This is a genomic window from Frigoribacterium sp. VKM Ac-2530, assembly GCF_015350835.1.
Classification (GTDB): domain Bacteria; phylum Actinomycetota; class Actinomycetes; order Actinomycetales; family Microbacteriaceae; genus Frigoribacterium.
In genome coordinates this window covers 1694559-1716087 of record NZ_JADKSE010000001.1, presented here as the reverse complement: position 1 = coordinate 1716087, position 21529 = coordinate 1694559, and the positions used below count along the sequence as shown (strand labels likewise).

At 71.8% G+C, this 21529-nt stretch carries 20 protein-coding genes; 10 read left to right on the top strand and 10 right to left on the bottom strand.

Features of this window, described 5'->3' with window-relative positions; translation table 11 throughout:
• Nucleotides 1-5 precede the first annotated feature (5 nt).
• From ITJ48_RS08065 to ITJ48_RS08050, 4 genes are all read right to left on the bottom strand, one after another.
• Nucleotides 6-944, bottom strand: coding sequence for an endo alpha-1,4 polygalactosaminidase (locus ITJ48_RS08065; RefSeq protein WP_194613099.1), 939 nt, complete (start codon nucleotides 942-944; stop codon nucleotides 6-8).
• A gap of 232 nt (nucleotides 945-1176) precedes the next feature.
• A complete protein-coding gene (locus ITJ48_RS08060; RefSeq protein WP_194613098.1) occupies nucleotides 1177-2565 on the bottom strand; it encodes a hypothetical protein in 1389 nt (462 codons plus the stop codon).
• The gene (locus tag ITJ48_RS08055) at nucleotides 2562-3233 is read right to left on the bottom strand and encodes an ABC transporter ATP-binding protein (protein WP_194613097.1); all 672 of its coding nucleotides are present in this window, start codon (nucleotides 3231-3233) and stop codon (nucleotides 2562-2564) included. The genes ITJ48_RS08060 and ITJ48_RS08055 overlap by 4 nt, the downstream gene beginning before the upstream one ends.
• A gap of 309 nt (nucleotides 3234-3542) precedes the next feature.
• Nucleotides 3543-4109: a DUF4097 family beta strand repeat-containing protein gene (locus ITJ48_RS08050; protein WP_194613096.1), complete on the bottom strand. Its 567-nt coding sequence runs from the start codon at nucleotides 4107-4109 to the stop codon at nucleotides 3543-3545.
• A 705-nt stretch (nucleotides 4110-4814) separates the two neighbouring features.
• On the opposite strand from ITJ48_RS08050, the gene ITJ48_RS08045 reads away from it, so the two are divergent.
• A complete protein-coding gene (locus ITJ48_RS08045) occupies nucleotides 4815-5456 on the top strand; it encodes a DedA family protein (protein ID WP_194613095.1) in 642 nt (213 codons plus the stop codon).
• 97 nt (nucleotides 5457-5553) lie between these two features.
• Here the strand turns inward: ITJ48_RS08045 and ITJ48_RS08040 are convergent, their stop codons facing one another.
• From ITJ48_RS08040 to ITJ48_RS08030, 3 genes are all read right to left on the bottom strand, one after another.
• Complete coding sequence (locus ITJ48_RS08040) at nucleotides 5554-6336, bottom strand: hypothetical protein (protein WP_194613094.1); 783 nt, start codon at nucleotides 6334-6336, stop codon at nucleotides 5554-5556.
• A 119-nt stretch (nucleotides 6337-6455) separates the two neighbouring features.
• Entirely contained in the window at nucleotides 6456-7844 is a 1389-nt protein-coding gene (locus ITJ48_RS08035) for an MFS transporter (protein WP_194613093.1), read from the bottom strand.
• A complete protein-coding gene (locus ITJ48_RS08030) occupies nucleotides 7841-8308 on the bottom strand; it encodes a MarR family winged helix-turn-helix transcriptional regulator (protein WP_194613092.1) in 468 nt (155 codons plus the stop codon). The genes ITJ48_RS08035 and ITJ48_RS08030 overlap by 4 nt, the downstream gene beginning before the upstream one ends.
• Nucleotides 8309-8451: 143 nt before the next feature.
• Between ITJ48_RS08030 and ITJ48_RS08025 the strand changes: the two genes are divergently transcribed.
• The 6 genes from ITJ48_RS08025 (at nucleotide 8452) to ITJ48_RS08000 (ending at nucleotide 14948) form a co-directional block, all read left to right on the top strand.
• Nucleotides 8452-9204, top strand: coding sequence for an SDR family NAD(P)-dependent oxidoreductase (locus tag ITJ48_RS08025; RefSeq protein WP_194613091.1), 753 nt, complete (start codon nucleotides 8452-8454; stop codon nucleotides 9202-9204).
• A 105-nt stretch (nucleotides 9205-9309) separates the two neighbouring features.
• Entirely contained in the window at nucleotides 9310-9987 is a 678-nt protein-coding gene (locus ITJ48_RS08020; RefSeq protein WP_194613090.1) for a response regulator transcription factor, read from the top strand.
• Nucleotides 9980-11659, top strand: a complete 1680-nt coding sequence (locus tag ITJ48_RS08015; RefSeq protein ID WP_370544834.1) for an ATP-binding protein — start codon at nucleotides 9980-9982, stop codon at nucleotides 11657-11659. The genes ITJ48_RS08020 and ITJ48_RS08015 overlap by 8 nt, the downstream gene beginning before the upstream one ends.
• A gap of 320 nt (nucleotides 11660-11979) precedes the next feature.
• A complete protein-coding gene (locus ITJ48_RS16665) occupies nucleotides 11980-12678 on the top strand; it encodes a PepSY domain-containing protein (RefSeq protein ID WP_194613089.1) in 699 nt (232 codons plus the stop codon).
• A 140-nt stretch (nucleotides 12679-12818) separates the two neighbouring features.
• Nucleotides 12819-13691 (top strand): alpha/beta hydrolase, encoded by an 873-nt coding sequence (locus ITJ48_RS08005; RefSeq protein WP_194613088.1) that lies wholly within the window; start codon nucleotides 12819-12821, stop codon nucleotides 13689-13691.
• A 207-nt stretch (nucleotides 13692-13898) separates the two neighbouring features.
• The gene (locus ITJ48_RS08000) at nucleotides 13899-14948 is read left to right on the top strand and encodes a biotin/lipoate A/B protein ligase family protein (protein ID WP_194613087.1); all 1050 of its coding nucleotides are present in this window, start codon (nucleotides 13899-13901) and stop codon (nucleotides 14946-14948) included.
• Between the two features lie 209 nt (nucleotides 14949-15157).
• On the opposite strand, the gene ITJ48_RS07995 is transcribed toward ITJ48_RS08000, so the two are convergent.
• Nucleotides 15158-15442 carry a GNAT family N-acetyltransferase gene (locus ITJ48_RS07995; RefSeq protein WP_194613086.1) on the bottom strand — a complete coding sequence of 95 codons (285 nt, stop codon included), beginning with the start codon at nucleotides 15440-15442 and terminating at the stop codon, nucleotides 15158-15160.
• Nucleotides 15443-15501: 59 nt separating this feature from the next.
• Between ITJ48_RS07995 and ITJ48_RS07990 the strand changes: the two genes are divergently transcribed.
• Complete coding sequence (locus ITJ48_RS07990; RefSeq protein WP_228506236.1) at nucleotides 15502-16389, top strand: site-specific DNA-methyltransferase; 888 nt, start codon at nucleotides 15502-15504, stop codon at nucleotides 16387-16389.
• Between the two features lie 143 nt (nucleotides 16390-16532).
• On the opposite strand, the gene ITJ48_RS07985 is transcribed toward ITJ48_RS07990, so the two are convergent.
• Entirely contained in the window at nucleotides 16533-17189 is a 657-nt protein-coding gene (locus tag ITJ48_RS07985) for a MarR family transcriptional regulator (RefSeq protein ID WP_194613085.1), read from the bottom strand.
• A gap of 97 nt (nucleotides 17190-17286) precedes the next feature.
• Nucleotides 17287-19206: an MDR family MFS transporter gene (locus ITJ48_RS07980; protein WP_370544833.1), complete on the bottom strand. Its 1920-nt coding sequence runs from the start codon at nucleotides 19204-19206 to the stop codon at nucleotides 17287-17289.
• A gap of 471 nt (nucleotides 19207-19677) precedes the next feature.
• On the opposite strand from ITJ48_RS07980, the gene ITJ48_RS07975 reads away from it, so the two are divergent.
• Both ITJ48_RS07975 and ITJ48_RS07970 read left to right on the top strand, forming a co-directional pair.
• On the top strand, nucleotides 19678-20331 hold the full coding sequence (locus ITJ48_RS07975) for a M15 family metallopeptidase (protein WP_233569025.1): 654 nt from the start codon (nucleotides 19678-19680) through the stop codon (nucleotides 20329-20331).
• A gap of 217 nt (nucleotides 20332-20548) precedes the next feature.
• Nucleotides 20549-21490 carry a type IV toxin-antitoxin system AbiEi family antitoxin domain-containing protein gene (locus ITJ48_RS07970; protein ID WP_194613083.1) on the top strand — a complete coding sequence of 314 codons (942 nt, stop codon included), beginning with the start codon at nucleotides 20549-20551 and terminating at the stop codon, nucleotides 21488-21490.
• The last annotated feature ends 39 nt before the right edge of the window (nucleotides 21491-21529 follow it).

Below are 21529 nucleotides of genomic sequence, written 5' to 3'. Positions count from 1 at the left end.
CCGGCTCAGCAGCGAGCGAACGAGTACCCGGGGTCGTCGGCCGGCACCAGGTCGCGGTCGCGCACGACGGTGCTGCGCGGCGTCGTCGCCCGGGCGCAGAGCCCCGCGACGGTGTCGCGCAGGTCGTCCGTGTACTCGACCGCGAGCACGTGGTCGCCGTACACGTCCGTGAAGGACCCGCACTCGGAGTACAGGTCGCACTCCTCGACGACGGCGAAGTCGAAGCCGATCTCGTCGCGGCCGCGCGCCTCCAGCTCGGCGGTGTTCTTCTGGCCGGCGGCGAGGCCGGCCTGGTGGGTGCGCTCGACGAGCAGCGTCGCGAAGGCGACCGCGTCGTCGAGGTCGAGGGCGCCGTCGGAGCGGCTGTACGAGTCGAGGTTGTCGAACTCGACCGCGTCGAAGCCGGCCGCCGCGCAGCCGTCGATGACCGGCGCCTGCAGCTCGGCCAGCGCCTCCCTGGCCTCGGCTGTGGAGGTGTCGAAGAGGTGCTCGTCCGGCCAGCCGGGGTCGACGAGAAGCCCGCCGGAGGCGTCGTGCAGCAGCAGGGACTCGGGCCAGACCGCGCCGGGCTGCGTCTGGAACCCGTTCACGTAGCAGATGTCGAACCCGGCGCCGGCGGGCTCGTCGGTGCTGTCGCGGGCGACGACCGTCACGCCGTCGGGCACGGGGGAGGTGCCGCCGAGCTGATAGTCGAAGCCGGCTCCGGTGGGCCAGAGGTCGGCGCCGGAGGCGCGGGCCGGGTCGGCAGCACCGGTCGCCCCTGAGGGCGCTGCGCCTGCACCGCCTGCGGCGGCTGCTCCGCTCGTCGCGGGCGGGGCGGCTGCCGCGCAGCTGGCGAGCACGACGACCAGCGCCGTCGCGGCGGCGGCGGCCGCCACCACGGCCGCGGTGCGCCCGGCGAGGCGAGTCCGTGCGCGCGGAGGAGTGCGTCGTCCCTGGTCCATGCCGCGAGCCTAGGTCAGCGTGGGCAGGGCCGCGGCTGCGCGACCTCCCCTTCCTCGTCGCTGTGCCGGATGCGTCGGACGTCGTCCTCTGGGGCACCGGTCGGGCTCCACCACGTCGACTTGCCTGTTCCGACGGGTCGAGTCGGCACAGTGCACTCCGTCGGGCGGCTCGGTCGTGCACGGGTGACGGTTCTGCACGGTGGATCGAGGAGGACTCGACGGGGTCCACTGGTCACAGGAGGAGGCGGCCTCCTGCTCCGGTTCCTCGTCCGAGGGCGTCTGGTAGTCGGCGGGCTGAGATGGCGAGGGTGATGGTGAAGCAGAGGAGCAGTGCTGCTCCTGCCGGTCGGAGGTCAGGGGTCGCCAGGGTGAGGGGTGTCTCGGTCGCTTGTGCGAGACCGACGCCGCCAGCGAGCATGACCATCGCGAACACGACGGCGGGACCTCCTGCAGCCATGGTCTGGATCAGGGCCTGGGCGACGGGGAGGAGCCGCGCTTGTCGTGGCTTCATGCCGATCCCGGCGAGTGCCACCCAGTCGCGTGCATCATGTCGGGAGGCGACGAGTGCGGCGGCGACGCCACCGGACAGGCTCACGGCGATCATGGGTCCGAGGGTCGAGGCGATGTTGAGCCATTCGGCCCCGATGGAGGTGGACAGCTCGAAGGAGAGCATCTGGACGATGTCGAAGGTGGCCTGGGTCAGCGCGACCGACCCGACGACGAGGGCTATGGCTGATGAATAGGCCGCGGTCACGCCTGCCCGCTCGAGGGCGACGTGGCGGGCGAGGTGCCAGATGAGGCCGCCCCGGGGGACGACCCATCCGATGGCACGGACGGTCGCAGACGCGATGAGGGGCATGAGGGCCGCGAGACAGATGATCCCTGCCACCAACGACGCCCCCATGAAAGCCACTACCCAGTCGCTGTTCGGCATGTCACCCATCTCGTCCCTGTCATCGGGCAGCAGGGCGAACAGTGCGATGGGGATGAGCAGGAGCGCCAGCGAGGCGATCGCCGTGGTCACGCGCAGGGCTGCCGATGCCCGTCGGCGTCGGACGATGCGGCGGGCTGCTGCTGCGGGCAGTTCGCGGCTCGCACGACCAGCCACGCCCAATGCCGACACGAACGCCAGACCGGCCACCGCGATCGATGTGGTGACCACGGTCCCGACCAGGTCGCCGGCCGAGGCGTGGGCGGTCTCCTCGGCGCCGCCGAGCAGGGCGACGTAGGCGTGTGAGGTGACCGGTGCCAGGGCCGGGACGACGACCGTCCCGGCGAGGATCGCCCCGCATGTCGCGATCAAGGCCGAGCGTGCGGCGTAGGTCCAGGCCACGGCGGCGGGTGGGGTGCCGAGGGTGGTGAGCGCGAGGAGGGCTGGGCGTCCGGCGTCGTGGATGCTTCGTGTGGTCGCGGTGATGACGGCGATCACCGCGACGGTGGTGATGGTGACGAGCGTAGCTTCGCCCGACTCGTCGGTCATGGACGGGATGCTGGCCTCTCGTTCCTGGAATGCGTGGAGCATGAGGGAGAAGACGGCCACGGATGTCGCCGTGGTCAGCAGCTCGGCGGCGATGACCCGGGGCGCCGACACAGTGCGGTGCAGGAGCAGGAGCAGGGTCATCGCAGGTCGCTCACGATCTGGCCCTGTTCGAGTCGCACTCGCCGGGAGGCGGCCGCTGCGGCCTCGCCGTCATGGGTGACCATGACCACGGTGCACCCGCGGGCCGCCTGGTCCCGGAGCAGAGCGATGACCTGACGGGCGTTCGCCCGGTCGAGGGACTCGGTCGGTTCGTCTGCGAGGATGAGCCGTGCACGATTGGCGATGCACCGTGCAACTGCCACTCGTTGCCTCTCGCCGCCCGAGAGCTCGGCGGGGCGGGCCTTGGCACGGTCTCGCAGCCCGACCGCATCCAGGGCAGCCCCGATCTCGCTGCGCGTCAGGCGGCCACGGCGGATGCGTGCCGGGAGCTCGACGTTCTCGGCGACGGACAAGGACGAGAAGACGTTGTCGTGTTGCTGGATCAGGCCCACGCTGTGTGACCGCAGATCCGCTAGGCGGCGCGGCGAGAGTGTGCGGAGATCGACACCGTCGAGCGCGACGACCCCCCGGGTCGGCCTGTCGAGCCCCGCGAGGCAGCTGAGCAGACTCGTCTTGCCGGCACCCGACGGACCCTCGAGAGCGACGAATTCGCCCGGGGAGACGCTCAGGTCAACGCCAGCAAGAATGCGTGTCTGCTGTCCTCCGGTCTGCCGCAGCATCTCGATGCTTCGGACATCTATCTGGGTCATGCGTCCAGCTTTCTGAGTCGTGGTCCAGTGCACGGGAACCCACCGATGTGGATGCGGTTCACTGCCCTGATGTTCTTTGATCGGAGAAGAGGAGAGAACCGAGCGCGATGCACTTCGCGGCTACGCCCTCTGGCCCTGGAGTGGCGCCCGCGCTCTCCATCTGTTCCGACGGTGCTGGGTTCAGTCGGCCACGTCGGCTGCAGGGTCGGTCTCGAGGATCACGCTCAGGCCACGCCGCAGCAGCTACGCGCGCCTCGAACGTCGGTTCGGAGCACGTCGACGTGGTGTCGTGCCGCCGTGCACCGGTCGTCAGTCGGGCTGGCGTGGGCCGATGAGGATGTCACCGACGCGCGACTCGAATCGGTATTGCCGCGCGGCGTCCGGGTTGTTGCCGAGTCCGTTCCTGATGTCGCCAAGGCCGGCTTTGGTGGTGATGCCGTAGTCGCCGACAGGAAGCGTGACGTCTTGATCGCCGGCGGAGGTCTGGATGGACATCGTGGCGGGCGCGTCGTCGAGGTTGACTCTCGAGTCACCCGCGACGTTCTCGAGGGCGAGCGAGGCGGCCTTTCCCTCCAACGAGAAGTCGCCGCCAGAGGTCGTAGCCGTGATGTCGCCGAATCGGCCGTCGAGGGTGACATCGCCCCCGAAGGTGGTGATCACGAGGGACGCGCCGAGTGCGTGGTCGTGGGGAAGTTGGAGGGTGAGATGCCGCTCAGGTGACCGGCCTCCATCGAAGTTCCACGAGTCCCATGAGGGGCGGTCGGTCTCGATGACCAGTTCGTTGCCGTCGACGTGGTGCCGGAGGTGGATCGCCCCGGCGTCGTGGATGATCCGGGGGCGTTCGACATCCGAGTCGACGACGGTGATGTCGGCCATGGAGGTGTCGAAGGTGACTCGCTCGAAGGGTTCATCGACCCACACGGTCCGCGGATCGCTCCTTTCCTGAGCGGGCTGACCGATTCTCAGAGCAGTGGCTACGAGGGTTCCGCCGATGACCACAGTGGGGACTGCGATGACGACTGCGGTCAGCGCGGCGATGCCGGCGACTGCTCCTGCGGTCAGTGAGGAGCGCCTCGAGGGGGGACGGCTATCGGGCGTGGAGGTGGTGGCCTGCGGGGATGGTGGTGTGCGGTGAGGAGAATTCATGGGGTACCAATCTGTGGAGCGTGTCCGCCGCCAGCCTTCAGAGGCAGCGGAGCACGGTGGAGACGCGGCGGTCACGAGCGTCGAGGTCGGAGATCTGGACCCGCGCGATCGCCTCGAGATCGATACTCGGGCGGTCGAGTTTCCAGATGTCAACCATGGAATCCTAAAGGAGATATTTCGACGTGTGACTCCGGGTAGCAGGTGATCGTGGCGGGGGGTTTGCCCCCTGGCGAGGGGTGGGCTGTTCCCGAGAAGGTGGGAGAACGTTCCTGTTCCCGTTCTGGCCAGTGGCTCTCGAGATGGGGTCGTGCCCGCCCTGAGACGGCGGCTGGCCGCCTCGAGCGAGGTCGGCGCCATCCGCGCCGTGGGGACCGACGAGAGCGCACCATCTGGCTTTTCCTCAGGTGCGGACCATCCCTATCGAAAGGAGATCACGTGGACGCAGTGATCGTCTCGCTGGCCGAATCTCCGTGGGTGCTGGCTGCGGTCTTCTTGGTCGTCGTCCTCGACGGATTCTTCCCCCCCGTCCCGAGCGAGACTGTGGTCGTCGCGCTGGCAGCCGTCGGCGCCGCGACCGGGGCGCCGAACCCGGGGCTCGTGCTCCTCGTCGCGGGCCTGGGCTCGTTCCTCGGCGACAACATCGCCTTCTCGATCGGGCGCAGAGTCGGTTCGAACAGGTTCCGTTCCCTGCGGGGAAAGAAGGTCGGGGCCTTGATGGAGCGAGCGCGATCGAATCTCGACCGCCGAGCCGCCTCGGTGATCCTCACGGCCCGTTTCGTTCCCGGGGGCCGCGTCGTCGTCAATGTCCTGGCAGGAGCCAGCAGCTTCCCGCGGCACCGATTCGTCGCGTTCTCTGCGGTCTCCGGAGTCCTCTGGGCGGCGTACTCGGTCCTGATCGGTGTCGTCGCCGGCGCCTGGGTACACGACACTCCCCTTCTCGGGGCGGGCATCGCGGTCATCATCGCGCTCGTGTCGGGTCTCGTCGTCGACCGGATCAGTCACTCACGGACACGACGATCTGTGAAGCCAGCTTCATCGGCAGGCTCAGACGTGACCTTGGCCGATGGGAGCTGGTGACGCTCACGGTCTCCGAACCCGACGCCGACGACACATCGGGGACAGGCGGGCGAGTTGCCGAACTCGAGCCTTCCGCACTCAGGCGCCCCAGGCCCAGCTAGCGGCGCTGCGGAGGCGCCCCGCCGCCAGGGCCGGGCCGGGGGCTTCGTCCGGAAGAGCCCGCTTCGTCGACCGGCACGGCCCCATCGCCGACTGCGGAAGGCACCATCGACACGTCGGGCGCCTCGCCTCCGGACGGCGCGCTCGGAACGATCGCACCCGCGGCGACCGTCCGCGATCGGACGGCCGCGACCGACCGTGACACGACGGCTGCGAGCGAGGCCGTGGCCGTGCGCTGAGCCGTGGAGGCGTGCTGCCCCGCCCGCTGTGTGGCGGCCCTCGCCGCCCGTCGTGCCGTGAGCGCGTGGCGGTGCGCGGCAGTCCGAGCTGCGGACAGGGAGGACGGCCCCGCGGCGACGGCCGTGTCCGAGGTCCCGACGGGCGCCGCGAACGGTGCTGAGAGCGGCGATGCCGACGTGGGCGCCGTCTCCTCGGCGACGGGAGCAGGGAAAGAGGAAGAAGCGGCGAGGGCGGAGGACGCGGGGGACCGGGACAGATCACGGGTGCGGCCGGTCGCCGATGCGGTCCTCGACTCGGCCGTGGCGGCGGCCGCCTCGGCGGACGAGCCCGACGCGGGCAGCCGTCCGAGGACGCGGTCGGCCAGGGCAACGAGCAGCACCACCACCCCGCCGACGACGAGCGCGGACGCCAGCAGCAGGAACGAGACCGCGACGTAGTCGTAGGGGCCGTCGACGGCGCGGGCGTCCGCTGCCAGGCCGAGCGCGCCTCCGGAGACCACCGCGGCGAGGGCCGCTGCCGCGCACCGCGCTGTCCTGCCCATGTCGGGACCCTCCACGACGGGACGCCGCGGGGCCGGATCAGACCCGAGGACTCGTCATGGGCGGACTGTACGCCGGGCGGCCCGACCGTGGTAGCCCTTTGCGCTCAGCGGCCACGCGCTCACGACGTGCGCGACGTGACCTCGTCGGCGGCGAGCACCGCGGCGGCCTCGTCACTCCGCTCGCGCGCGGGTCGGCCCCCGTCGCCGTCGTGCTCGACGGTGAAGTGCGGCACGAGCCGCGGGGCGATCCGCCGCACGACGCCGGCGTCGGCGGCCGCGGCGACCGGTGCCACGCGCCGCACCCGCAGGTGCTGACGGCGCACGAGCCAGACGACGGCGATGCCGGCGGCGACGAAGCCGGCTGCGGCGCCGACGCCGATCGCCCAGCGGGGCCCGGCCGTGTCGGCGACCCAGCCCACGATCGGGGCGCCGAGCGGCGTGCCGCCCGTGAAGATCGCCATGTAGAGCGCCATCACGCGGCCGCGCATCTCGGGCGCGGTCGACAGCTGCACCGTGCTGTTGGCCGTGGTCATCAGCGTGATCGACGACAGCCCGACGGCGACGAGCACGGCGGCGAACGTCCAGTAGCTGGGCATCAGCGCGGCGACGGTGCAGGTCACCCCGAAGGAGGCGGCGGCCAGCACCAGCACCCGCATCCGCGGGCGCTCCCGTCGCGCCGAGAGCAGGGCGCCCGTCAGCGACCCCACGGCGATGCACGACGACAGCAGGCCGAACCCGCTGGCGTCGACGCCGAACTCGACGCTGGCCATCGTCGACGTGAAGATCGGGAAGTTGAGGCCGAAGGTGCCGATCACGAAGATCATCGTGAAGACGACGAGCAGGTCGGGGCGCCCCTTCACGTAGCGGAACCCCTCGCGGATCTGTCCCTTGGCCCGCGACACCGGCGGCTTGTGCTCGAGCTGCGACACCCGGATGAACCGCAGCGACAGCAACACTGCGGCGAACGAGGCCGCGTTGATCAGGAACACCCAGCCGGTGCCCACGCTCGCGATCAGCACGCCGGCGACGGCCGGGCCGAGGAGGCGCGCGCCGTTGAACGAGGCCGAGTTCAGCGAGACGGCGTTCGAGAGGTGCCCCGGGGGGACGAGCTCCGACACGAAGCTCTGTCGGATCGGGGCGTCGATCGCGTTCACCGTGCCGAGCAGGAGGGCGAACACCCACACCATCCAGAGCTGCGCGACGTCGGTGAGCACGAGCAGGCCGAGGGCCAGGCCGAGCAGCGCCATCGTGCCCTGGGTGAGCATGAGCATGCGTCGCCGGTCGAACCGGTCGGCGATGAGGCCCGTGACGGGCACGAGCAGGATCGGCGGCGCGAACTGCAGCGCCATGGTGATGCCGACCGCGGTCGCGTCGTGGTCGGTGAGGTGGGTGAGGACGAGCCAGTCCTGTGCGGTCGCCTGCATCCACGTGCCCGTGTTCGAGACGAGCGCGCCGCCGAACCAGAGCCGGTAGTTGTAGAGGCCGAGCGAGCGGAACATCGCGCTCACGACCGGGTCAGCTTCCGGAGGATCTCGGTGGCGTCGGCCAGGGTGCGGCGCTCGTCGGCGGTCAGCGCGGCCAGCCGCGGCACCAGCCACTCGTCGCGGCGGCGCCGGGTCTCGAGCACGAACGCGGCACCCGCCTCCGTCGTCTCGAGCACCACCCGGCGACGGTCGTCGTCGTCGGCCCGACGGCTGACCAGGCCGGCGTCGACGAGCTTGCCGACCGTGCGGTTCATCGACGGGGGAGTGACGCCCTCGTGCTCGGTGAGTGCTCCGATGGTGAGCGGCTGCTCGTGGAAGACGTAGCCCAGGGCCGTCATCTGCGCGTCGGAGACGTCGACGTCGGCCTTCTGCTGGCGCATCCGGCGGGCGAGGCGGAGCACGGAGCCGCGCACGTCGGAGGCGAGCTGGGCATGCGGGACGGTGCGGCGTGCGGGTGCTGCAGCTGCGGGTGCGGTGGTCTCGGTCATCGCCCGCCAGCCTAATCATTTAGCTCGCCTAAGTAAACGATCTACCACGATGTACGACACTTGTTGCCGTCAAGTCCATGCAGGCGTATCGTCGAGGACGGCTCATCGAGGAGCCCCACACGACACGAGGAAGAAGCGACAGCATGGGCAAGTTCAGCGGCAAGACGGCGATCGTCACCGGCGGCGGGAGCGGCATCGGCGCCGAGGTCTCGCGCCAGCTCGCGGCGGAGGGGGCGTCGGTCGTCGTCACTGACATCAAGCTCGACTCTGCGCAGCGCATCGTCGACGAGATCACCTCGACCGGCGGCACGGCCGTCGCGTTCGAGCAGAACACCGCGAAGTGGGAGCACTCGGAGGCGGCCGTCGCGTTCGCGAAGGAGACCTACGGGGCCCTGCACCTCGCCGTCAACAACGCCGGCATCGGCGCCGCGCCCCAGACCATCGGCGACTACGACATCGCCGCCTGGGACAGGGTCCGCTCGGTCGACCTCGACGGCGTCTTCTACGGCCTCAAGTTCCAGCTGCCCGCGATGGTGGAGGCCGGCGGCGGAGCCGTCGTCAACATGGCCTCCGTGCTCGGCTCGGTCGGCATCGCGAAGAACGCGGCGTACGTCACGAGCAAGCACGCCCTGATCGGACTGACCAAGGTCGCGGCGCTCGAGTACACCGCCCAGGGCGTCCGCACCAACGCCGTCGGCCCCGGCTTCATCGACACGCCTCTCGTCCGCTCGTCGATGTCGACCGACGAGCTGCACGCCCTCGAGGGCCAGCATGCGTCGGGCCGCCTCGGCACCGACTCCGAGGTCGCGGCGCTCGTGCTGTTCCTTCTCAGCCCCGAGGCCTCGTTCATCTCGGGCAGCTACCACCTCGTCGACGGCGGCTACTCGGCGCACTAGCGCGCGCCTCCTGCGATCCGCCCCGCGCGCCGCTTCAGCCCCGCTTCAGCGCGCCCGCGCCAGGATGGGCACGCGGGCAGGGTGCGCGCGAGGAAGGGGCCGACCGTGCGCGTGCTCGTCGTCGAGGACCAGCCGACGCTGGCCGAGGGGCTCCGCGTCGGGCTCGAGGCCGAGGGCATGGCCGTCGACGTGGCGGGCACCGGCACCGACGCCCTCTGGCGCACGCGCGAGGGCAGCTACGACGTGGTCGTCCTCGACATCATGCTGCCCGGCATGAGCGGCTACGCCGTCTGCCGGGCGATGCGTGAAGGAGGCGACTGGACGCCGGTCATCATGCTCACGGCCAAGGACGGCGAGTGGGACCAGGTCGAGGCCCTCGACACCGGTGCCGACGACTACCTCACCAAGCCGTTCTCGTTCGCGGTGCTGCTCGCCCGCCTCCGTGCGCTCGTCCGCCGCGGGGCCCGGGAGCGGCCGGTCGTGCTCGAGGCCGGCGACCTGAGGCTCGACCCGGCGTCGCGCGACGTCCGCCGCGGCGACGAGCAGATCGAGCTGACGAGCCGCGAGTTCGCCGTGCTCGAGTTCCTGATGCGCCGTTCCGGCAGCGTCGTCACGAAGCGCGAGGTGCTCGACGGCGTCTGGAACGACGACTTCGAGGGCGACCCGAACATCGTCGAGGTGTACGTCCGGCACCTCCGCAACAAGGTCGACCGGCCCTTCGGCCGCGAGTCGATCGTCACCCTGCGCGGGGCCGGCTACCGGCTGGAGGCGCGGGGTGGCTGACGACTCCGGTCGCGTCGGCCCCGGTGGTCGCGACGACGAGGATGGCCGCGCGACCCGCACCGGTCGACAGGCCCGCCCCGGACGCCGTGGCTCGCTGCGCCTCCGCATCACCGCGGCCGCCGTGCTCGCCGTGGCGCTCACGCTCGGCGCGTTCGCCCTCGTCTTCGCGCTGGTGCAGCAGGCGGTGCTCGCGGACGCCCCGCGCTCGGCCGCGTCCGCCGACGTCGACCGTGCCGTCGCCGCGCTCGCCGGCGGGTCGAGCCCGGCCGTCGCCGTCTCCGGCGACGCGGACGGAGCCCTCGTGGCCGTCTTCGACTCCGCGGGGCAGCTCGTCGCGACGGGCGGCGACGACGACCTCGCCGACCACGCGAGACAGCTCGCGGGGGCCGCCTCGGGCAGCCGGGTCTCGCTCGACGGGGACGACTTCGTCGTCGAGACCGACGGCGCGGAGTCGGTGAGCACGACCACGTCGACCCCCTCGCCGTCGTCGAGCCCGAGCCCGAGCGCGAGCGCGTCCTCTGCGCCGGAGCCGTCGGGGTCCCCGTCCGACGACGACGACGCGCTCGACGAGGACGACGCCGCCGAGGCCGCGAGCGACGCCGCCGACGACGCGCGCGAAGCCGCCGAGGACGCGCGCGAAGCCGCCGCGGCTGCCGCCGCCGAGGGCGACGAGGACCTCGACGTCCAGACCGTCACGACACGGTGGGACGTCGTGGCCGCGCGCTCCCTCGACGAGGCGCAGGCCGCCTCCTCGGCCAGCCTGCTCACGCTCGGCGTGGCCGTCCCCGTGGCGCTGCTCGTGCTGGGGGTGACGACCTGGTTCGTGGTCGGGAGGGCGCTGCGCCCGGTCGAGTCGATGCGCCGCGAGGTCGCCGAGGTGACCGCCGCGAACCTGTCGCACCGCCTCGCCGACCCGGGCGGGGGCGACGAGGTGTCGAGGCTCGCCTCGACCCTCAACGGGATGCTCGACCGGCTGGACGCCTCCGCGACCGCGCAGCGGCGCTTCGTCGGCGACGCCTCGCACGAGCTCAAGACGCCGCTCGCGACCATCCGCCAGCACGCCGAGGTCGCGCTGCTGCACCCCGAGAGCATCGACGGGCGTGCGCTGGCCGGCACCGTCCTCGGCGAGGAGGCGCGGCTCACCTCCCTGGTGCAGGGCCTGCTGGTCCTCGCCCGCGCCGACGAGGGCGCGCTCGGCGTCGCCCGCCGCCCGGTCGACCTCGACGACCTCGTGCTGACGGAGGCGGCTCGCCTGCGGTCGGGCTCCGGCGAGGGCGTCGGTCGTGGCGTCTCCGTCGACGCCACGGCCGTGGGACCGGCACGCGTGCGCGGCGACGAGGGGCTGCTCGGGCAGGTCGTCCGCAACCTCGTCGCCAACGCCTCCCGGCACGCGCGCTCGGCGGTGGCCGTGGGGCTCGTCGAGACCGCCGACGGCCGCGCGGTGCTGACCGTCGACGACGACGGTGCGGGGGTCGCCGCGGACGACCGCGCGCGGATCTTCGAGCGCTTCGTCCGCCTCGACGAGGCTCGTGACCGCGACGCCGGGGGCAGCGGCCTCGGGCTCGCCATCGTCGCCGAGATCGTGCGAGTGCACGGAGGCTCGGTGCGGGTCGAGACGTCGCCGCTCGGCGGGGCGCGCTTCGTCGTCGACCTCCCGGCCGACGCCGCCTGACCTGGCCGTCGGCGGACCCGGCCTGATCTGCCTGCCCGGCCCGCGCCTCCTCGTCGCCCGCTCCGATGTCGAAACACCCCGGAGTGGACGATGCACCTCGGAACGACGGGGTGCATCGTCCACAACGGGGTGCGAGGTGCGGGCTGTGGGTGCGGGTCGAGCGGCAATCGACAGGAGGTGGCCGTCGAGCGACCTGCGGCGGCGCTCGCTGAACGTTCCTTCAGGTCGCTTCAGGGGCGCTTCAGCGCCTGCCCGAGACAGTGGGGTCATCGCTCGAGAGAGCACCACCCGCCGCACCGCGGCCCACGATCGGAGACACCGTGAAGAACGTCCTGAAGAGCAAGAAGTCCCTCCTCGTCGCCGGCGGGGTCGTCGGGATCCTCGTGCTGGGCGGCGGCGGCGTGGCCGTCGCCTCGACCCTCGACGACCGCGTCGGCGGCGGGGCGAACGACCGGGCGCAGGAGGCGGCGCTCGCCGAGACCGGCGGAGGAACCGTCACCGACGTCGACCGCCTCGACGACGGCCTGCCCGGCTACGAGGTCGACGTCGTGCTGCCCGACGGCCGCGAGAGCACCGTGCTGCTGGGCGACGACTTCAGCGTCTCCTCGTCGCTCATCGACGACGACGACCGTTCCGGCCGTGACGACCGCTCGGGCCGTGACGACCGCTCGGGCCGTGACGACCGCGACGACGACTCCGGCCGCGACGGCCGTGGCGACGACGACCTCTCCGACGACTCGACGGCCACGCCCGGCTCCTCGAGCACGCCCGGCTCCGACAGCACGTCCGGCAGCACCTCCGGCACGGACGACGACGACCTCGTCGGAGCCGACTTCGACCAGGCCGCCGCAGCCGCGATCGCCGCGGCCGGCGGGGGCACCGTGACCTACGCCGACCGCAGCGACGACGGCGACACCGCCTACGAGGTCGACGTGCGCCTCGACGACGGGACCGAGGTCGACGTCGACCTCGACGCCTCCTTCGGGGTGCTCCGCACCGACGTCGACGACCGCCGCTGACCTGCCCGGCGCGCTCCGCGCCTCCTCCGCACCCTCCGGACCCGCGCACACCCCCGTGCGCGCCGGAGGGTGCGCGCGGTTCCCGGGGGTCTCGACGACGACCAGCGCCGCCCACCGCCTGACGATGCGAGGATGACACCGTGCCCATCTTCTCCGCCGCGCGAGGCGACCACACGTTCGTCGACGCCCACGGCGTCACCGTCCACTGGTACGTCTGGCGGGCGGCCGACCCGCGCGGATCCGTCCAGCTGATGCACGGCGTGGGCGAGCACGCGCTCCGCTACGAGGAGCTGGCGCAGGAGCTCGTCCGCGCCGGCTGGACGGTCTACGCCGACGACCACCTCGGCCACGGCGCGACCGGCCTCGGTCAGCACGGCGGCGACCGCACGAAGCTCGGCCGGCTCGGCCCGTCGGGGCTGCGGGGAGCGGTGGAGGCGGTCGTCCAGTTCACGGGGATCATCCGCGACGACGCACCCGGCCTGCCCCTCGTGGCGCTCGGCCACTCTTGGGGGTCGCTGATGCTCCAGAAGATCGTCGACGAGCGTGCCTCGCTCTACGACGCCGTCGTGCTCAGCGGGACCGCGTACCGGGTGCCCGGCAGCATGAACGGCGGCGACCTCAACGCCCGGCACGCGCACCTCGGCACGACCGGCTTCGAGTGGCTGAGCCGCGATCCGGCGGTCGCGGCCGAGATGGCGGCCGACCCGCTCGCCGTCGACGCGAAGGTCGCGACCCTGTTCGGCTGGCGCGACGCGCTGCGGCTGCTCGGGCGTCCGGCCAAGCAGCTCGACCGTGACGTGCCGCTGCTGATCCTCGTCGGGGGAGACGACCCGCTCGGCGGAGAAGAGAGCGCCCGCAAGCTCGCCGAGGCGTACGTGTCGCGCAGCGGGCTGACCGACGTCGAGCTCGTCGTCTACGACGGCGCCCGGCACGAGGTCTTCAAGGAGACGAACCGGGCCCAGGTCTTCGCCGACCTCCTCGCCTGGCTCGACGCCCGCCTCCCGCGCCCTTGACCTGCCCGCCTGACCTGCCCCTGTCCCGCGGCGCGCCCCTCACCTCCCGCGCCGCGCCGCGCCCTGCCCCCAGACCCGCTGGGGCCGCAAATGCCGACCGCGGGACCTCGCATGGTGGGATATCCAAGGGTTGCGGGGCCGTCCATGCTGCTGCGGTCGGCATCTGCCACAGCCCCGCCGCAGACCGCGCAGGCATAGGCTGCAGCCATGCACGGTGAGTACAAGGTCCCTGGCGGCAAGCTCGTGGTGGTCGACCTGGAGGTGCGCGAGGGCCGCCTCGCCGAGTTCCGACTCGCGGGCGACTTCTTCCTCGAGCCCGACACCGCGCTCGACGCCATCGACCGTGCGGTGAACGGCCTCCCGGTCGAGTCCGACGCGGGGTCGATCGCCGCGGCGATCAAGGCGGGCCTGCCCGACGACGCCGTCCTGCTCGGCTTCTCGCCCGACGCGGTCGCGACGGCCATCCGCCGCAGCCTCTCGAAGGCCACCGACTGGCGCGACCACGACTGGCAGATCATCCACGACGCGCCCGTCTCGCCGAACATGCACCTCGCCCTCGACCAGGTCCTGACCGAGGAGGTGGGGGCCGGCCGCCGCCAGCCCACCCTCCGCTTCTGGGAGTGGGACCAGCCCGCCGTCGTCATCGGCAGCTTCCAGTCGCTCCGCAACGAGGTCGACCTCGACGCGGCCGCCGAGCACGGCTTCGAGGTCGTGCGGCGCATCAGCGGCGGCGGCGCCATGTTCATGGACGCCCAGTCGATCGTCACCTACTCGCTCTACGCCCCCGGCGAGCTCGTGCAGGGCATGAGCTTCGCCGACAGCTACGCGTACCTCGACGAGTGGGTCATCACGGCCCTCAAGTCGCTCGGCATCGACGCGTTCTACCAGCCGCTGAACGACATCACCAGCGCGAAGGGCAAGATCGGCGGGGCCGCCCAGAAGCGCCTCGGCAACGGAGCCCTGCTTCACCACGCCACGATGTCGTACGACATGGACGGCGAGAAGATGGTGAAGGTGCTCCGCATCGGCCGCGAGAAGATGAGCGACAAGGGCACGACCAGCGCCGCCAAGCGCGTCGACCCGCTGCGCAGCCAGACCGGGCTGCCGCGCGCCGAGATCATCGAGCGCATGAAGCAGACCTTCACCGGCCTCTACGGCGCCGAGGTCGGCCACGTCACCGACGACGAGCTGCAGGCGGCCGAGCAGCTCGTCACCACGAAGTTCGCGACGCCGGAGTGGCTCCGCCGAGTCCCCTGACCAGCAGATCCCACCGAGGGAGGCGCGGGCTCGGCCCCGGGACCGGTCGCCGACCTCCCCGGACCCGGCCCCGAGCTCGGGACCGTCGAGTGGTCAGTTCCTGTCCCTCCCGCTCGCGAGAACGACAGGAATCGACCACTCGACGTGACGTCCAGGCCAGTGCAGGCCGAGCCCGAGCCTGAGGCCGGGCCTGTCCCCGAGCTCGGGGCTCAGCGCGTCAGGAGCTCCTGGTAGTCGACGTGCTCGTCGACCCAGTCGACGACGAACGGGCACATCGGCACCACGCGCAGCGACGTCTCGGAGCGGACGTCGTCGAGCGCGCCCTGCACGAGCTGCGCCCCGAGGCCGGCGCCGCGGCGGGCCGGCTCGATCTCGGTGTGGGTGAAGCGGATCTCGTCGCCGACGACGTCGTAGGCGGCGAGCCCGATGGTGCTGCCGTCCTCGACGAGGACGTACTGGTTCTGCTCCGGACGGTTCTCGACTGTGGTGCTCATCCCGACACGGTACGCCGGCTGGCTCGGGGCCCGTCCACCGGTGCGAGAGGATGGCGACCATGCCCGTCGACTGGACCCGCGCCTCCTCGAGTCTCGTGGTCCACGGCGACAACCTCGACGCGACCGCGACGCTGCCCGACGGCGCGTTCACCGTCGTCTACCTCGACCCGCCCTTCAACACGGGCCGGCCCCAGACGCGCCGCTCGACGACGTCGGTGCGCAGCGTCCCCGACTCGGTGACCGCCGTGACCGGGTTCAAGGGGCTCGGCTACGAGCGGATCCGCGGCGACCTGATGCGGTACGACGACCGCTTCGACGACTACTGGTCGTTCCTCGAGCCGCGGCTCGCCGAGGCGTGGCGGCTGCTCGCCGACGACGGCACGCTCTACCTGCACCTCGACTACCGCGAGGCGCACTACGCGAAGGTGCTGCTCGACGCGCTGTTCGGCCGCGACTCGTTCCTCAACGAGATCATCTGGGCCTACGACTACGGCGCGAAGAGCCGCAACCGGTGGCCGACGAAGCACGACACGATCCTCGTCTACGTGAAGAGCCCGAAGGGGTACTTCTTCGACTCGGAGACGGTCGACCGCGAGCCGTACATGGCTCCCGGCCTGGTCACGCCCGAGAAGGTCGCGCGCGGCAAGCTGCCGACCGACGTCTGGTGGCACACGATCGTGTCGCCGACGGGACGCGAGAAGACCGGCTACCCGACGCAGAAGCCCGAGGGGGTGCTGCGCCGCATGGTGCAGGCGTCGTCCCGCGAGGGCGACTGGGTGCTCGACTTCTTCGCCGGCAGCGGCACGCTCGGCGCGGTGGCCGAGGCGCTCGGTCGTCGCTACGTGCTGGTCGACAGCAACGAGGAGGCGGTGGCCGTCATGCGCAGACGCCTCCCGGACGCGACATTCGTCGTCGCCGAGCCGCCCCGCGCCTCCTCGGCCAGCTGACCTACGGCCGCAGCCGCCCGAGTTGCCGTCATGGCGGCTGTAGATCCGCAAATGCCGACCATCTGCCCGCATTCCCCGCTACAACAAGGGGAAAAGTCGGTATTGCGGCGCGCCCAGTCGGCTTTTGCGGCCAGCGGGCCCGGTCAGGCGGAGACGGGCTCCGAGCCGGCATGGGCGTCGCGCGACGGCTCGGCAGCGGCAGCACCAGCGGGGGCGGCGTCGCGGCCCTCGAGCTCGGCGAGTGCCTCGGCCTCTGCCTCGGCGCGGGCCTCGGCGAGGGCGATCTCGGCGAGGGCGTGGTCGTCGACGTCGACGGCGGCGGTCATGGCCTCGAGGAACGAGACGACGGCTGCGGTCTCGTCGGGCGAGAGTCCCTGGGCCGCGGTGATCATGCGGCCGTGCATGCCGGAGAGCGTGTCGGTGACCTCGGCGTGCGTGCCCTCGGTGGCCCGCAGCAGGACGCCGCGCTTGTCGGTGGGGTGGGGCAGGCGCTCGACGTGGCCGCTCGCGACGAGCCGGTTGATCAGCACCGACGTGGACGCGGAGGTGATGGCGAGGTGCTCGGCCAGCACCTTCGCGCTGACGGGCTCGTGCTTGCGGCCGGCCCGCACGAGGAACCGCAGCGCGGCGAGGTCGGTCTCGTTCATCTTCATGCTGTCGCGGGTGCGACGGCGCATGTCCGACTCGGCGGCGCGGTAGCGGCGCAGGGCGTTCAGCACGGCGACTCCGCGCTCGCTGGCGCTGGAGCCGTACCAGTAGCCCGTCGCGTCGTAGTTCCGCCGGGTCGGCTCAGGAGGCATGCTAGAGAGTGTAGCTAAGCCGATCAGGCAGTCCTAGCCTGCGCCGGGCGTCGCGAGGCGTTCCCAGGCAGTTCATGGCGGGTGCGACCAGCCCCGGTCAGCTCGAAGCGGGCCGGTCCGAGGACGGCCCGCCTGACGCGGGGCGGTCCGAGGACGGCTCGCCTGACGCGGGGCGGTCCGAGGACGACCCGACCGACGCGGGTCGCTCCGGCGACGGCCCGTCGCCCTCGACGACCGGGACGCTCCCCGTCGTCGGCGCGACCAGTGCGCCCGACGCGGCCGCCGCCTCCTGCGCTGCCAGCTCGGCCGCGAGCCGGTCGTCGTTCGCCTCGTCGATGGCCGACTTCTGCCTCAGCGGCGTCGCCTTGAGGAAGAAGCTGAGCACGAAGGCGACCAGCACGATGCCGAGCGCGACCCAGAACACGGTGACGGTCGCCTGCGCGAAGCCGTCGAGGAACGGCGCCGCCAGCCGGCTGTCGGCCGTGTTGAGGAACGACGTGTTGCCGTTCAGCGCCCCGCCGACCTGCGACGTGTCGCCTTTCTGTGCCGCCTGGTAGAGGCCGAGGATGCTCGCGTTCGCGCTGTCGGCGGTGACGCTCGGGTCGGCCAGTGCCGCCTGGGCGTCGCGCTGCAGCGCCGGGTCGGCGAACGCCGCGGCGATCGTCTGCGGGATCCGCGAGAAGAGCACCGAGAACAGCACGGCGGTGCCGAGCGTGCCGCCGATCTGGCGGAAGAACGTCGACGCCGAGGTGGCCACGCCGATGTCGCGCGGGCCGACCGAGTTCTGCGACGCGATGGTGAGCGTCTGCATCAGCTGGCCGAGGCCGAGGCCGATCAGCAGCATGCCGATCATCATGAACCAGTAGGGCTTGTCGTACGAGAGGTTCGTGAACCAGAAGAAGCCGAGCGACATGAACGCGGTGCCCGTGATGGGGAAGATCCGGTAGCGGCCCGTCCGCGAGATGAGCTGGCCCGAGACGATCGACGAGATCATCAGCCCGGCGATCATCGGCAGCATCTGGAAACCGCTCTCGGTCGGCGTCGAGCCGAGCACGAGCTGCAGGTAGAGCGGCACGGTCAGCAGCGCGCCGAACATGCCGAAGCCGACCAGCACGCCGAGCACGGTCGCCATCGAGAAGGTGGCGTTGCGGAACAGCTTCAGCGGGATGAGCGCGTCGTCGCCCATCGCCCGCTCGACCATGACGAACGAGACGATGCCGATCGCGCCGATCACGTAGCAGGCGAAGGCGCCGGGCGACGACCAGCCCCACTCGCGGCCCTGCTCGGCGACGAGCAGCAGGGGCACGGCGGCGACGATCACCGAGGCCGCGCCCCACCAGTCGATGCGGACGTTCTCGCGACGCACCTGGCCGGGGATGTGCAGGAACCGCACGACGACCGCGAGCGCGACGACGCCGATCGGCAGGTTGACGAGGAACACCCAGCGCCAGCCGGTGACGAACAGGATCTGGTCGGCGCCCGCGAAGAGCCCGCCGACCAGCGGGCCGATGACGCTCGAGATGCCGAACACGGCGAGGAAGTAGCCCTGGTACTTGGCGCGTTCGCGCGGGGCGAGGATGTCGCCCATGATCGTCAGCGGCAGCGCCATCAGGCCGCCGGCGCCCATGCCCTGCACGGCGCGGAACAGCGCGAGCTGGTACATGCTCGTCGAGAAGCCGGCCAGCAGCGAGCCCAGCAGGAATATCGAGATCGCGATCAGGAACAGCGGCCGCCGCCCGAAGATGTCGGACAGCTTGCCGTAGATCGGCGTCGAGATCGTCGAGACGATCAGGTAGGCGGTGGTCACCCACGCCTGCAGGCTCAGCCCGTCGAGGTCGTCGGCGATGGTCCGCATCGACGTGCCGACGATCGTCTGGTCGAGCGCCGACAGGAACATGCCCGCCATCAGGCCGAAGATCACGAAGAGGATCTGGCGGTGGGTCATCAGCCCCTGTCGCTCCGCGGGTGCCGAGGAGGCGGTGGTCGCAGGGGAGGAGGAGGCGGTGGTTCTCGACATGGCGCGGCGTCCTTCGGAGGGCACGAGGTGGTGAGGCTGCGGAGCAGGGCGGGGGCTGCGGGACCGGGCGTGAGCTGCGGGACCGGGCATGGGCTGCGGAACGGGAGGGGCGAGGCGGCGACGCTGCAGCCGAGGGAGGCGCACCGAACGTGCGCAGACCGCAAAAGTACTGCACCGGCACGGCTTCCACCAGACGTGGTGACGAGCCTGGGGACGGAGCAGGCAGAGCTGCTGTCGGGGGAGGAGCCGTAGCCTGGTGCGATGCCGTCCTCCCGCCGTCGCCGACCGTCGCGACACCGCCCGTCGGCGTCAGCCCCGCTGGCCGCGCTCGCGCTGGCCCTGGTGACGGCTGCGCTCGCGGGGTGCACCTCGGGTGCCGCGCCGGACGCGAGCACGAGTGCGAGGCCGAGCGCGCCTCCTTCGTCGTCTGCTCCCGCGGCGACCGCCGATCCTTCCGAGGAGCCTGCCCCCGTGACCAGCCCCGCCGAGCCCCCGACGCCCGCAGCGCCCGCCTTCGACAAGTCGGCGATGTCGATCGACGACCCCGCGAGCCTCTGGGTCGTGAGCGACAAGCTGAGGCCGCTGAGCCCGATCGACTACGTGCCGAGCGACCTCGTCACGATCGACGTCGCGTCGCAGAACCCTCCCGTGTTCCGCCGCGAGGCCGGGGACGCCCTGCTCGCGCTGTTCGCCGCGGGGGAGGCGGAGGGGGCCGGGCAGTTCCAGGTCCAGAGCGCGTACCGGTCGTACGCCACGCAGGTGAGCGTCTACCAGGGCTGGGTCGACCGGCTCGGCCAGGCGCAGGCGGACATCCAGAGCGCACGCCCCGGGCACAGCGAGCACCAGACGGGCCTCGTCGCCGACATCAGCCCGATCCCGCTGAGCTGCGCCCTGCAGGCCTGCTTCGGCGACACCGCCCAGGGGCAGTGGCTCGCCGCCAACGCGTGGCGCTACGGGTGGCTGCTGCGCTACCCGGCCGACAAGACTGCCGTCACGGGGTTCACCTACGAGCCGTGGCACTTCCGCTACGTGGGGGTGCCGCTCGCGACCGAGCTGCACACGACGGGCGTCACGACGCTCGAGGAGTTCTTCGGCCTGCCCGCAGCGCCGACCTACGCCGGCTGAGCCCCGCCGCCGCTGCTTCGCCCCCCGGACCTCCGCGAAAGCGACAACCCTCCGCGATGTTCCGCGTCGCTGTGTCACTTTCGCGTGGCTTCGCTCACGCGGAGATGTGGCGGGCCGCCGGCGGTGCTTCCTCCCCAGCCGCACCTCCTCGGCGGGCCCTCCCCATCGACGCGTGACGTCGGGGCGTCCGTGGCCAGCCGGGAGCCATGGTGGCCGCATGATCGACCTCGCCGACCAGACGTCCGACCTCGTCACGTCGAAGGAGGCGCGGGCCGGCGTCGGCGACTCACGTGCCCTCCAGCGTGATGCCGCCGCCGGGCGACTCGTCCGCATCGCCCACGGCGCGTACGTGGAGACAGGCCGGTGGTCGTCGCTCCTCCCCAGCCAGCGTTTCGTTTACCGGATCGCGGCGGCGCAGCGGACGGCCGTCCGGCCTCTCGTCTTCTCCCACGCGGCCGCGGCTGCGTTGTGGGGGCTGCCCTGGTGGGGTGCTCCGCCCGGTCTGGTCGAGGTCACCGATCCGGCAGCTCGCTCCTCACGAACTCATCGTCTGACGCGTGTCCACGCTCAACCGCTGAGGGACGGCGACGTCGTCGAGCACCTGGGCGTCAGGGCGACCGTCCTCGGCCGCACCTGCGCGGACGTCCTCCTCGACCACCCGAGCCTCGACGCGACCGTGGTCGTCGACGGAGCCCTGCACGCCGGGGAGACGGACCCGGCAGGCATCGCGGAGTTCGTCGAGCAGCGTCCCGCTGCGAGAGCGCACGCCCGGGCCCGCCGCACCCTCGGCTTCTGCGAGCCCGGCGCCGACTCGGCCGGCGAGTCGGTCAGCCGCGTGCTCGTGCACGGCTTCGGGTTCCCCGCACCGGTGCTGCAGCAGCCGTGGCGCGACACCTTCGGGCTGATCGGCTTCACGGACATGTGGTGGCCTGAGCTCGGCGTCATCGGCGAGTACGACGGCGACGTCAAGTACCTCAGCGACCGGTGGCGTCGGGGGCGGACGCCTGAACAGGTCGTCAAGGACGAGAAGGAGCGTGAGGACCGGCTGCGCTCGCTTCCGGAGGTGCGGGGCTTCGCCCGCTGGGGCACCGCCGATCTCCGCTCGCCCGAGAGACTGCGGCGGATCTTGCTCGCGGCCGGCCTCGAGGTCGGACGGTGATCGCCTCGAACCAACCCGAAAGCGACGAACCGACGTGGT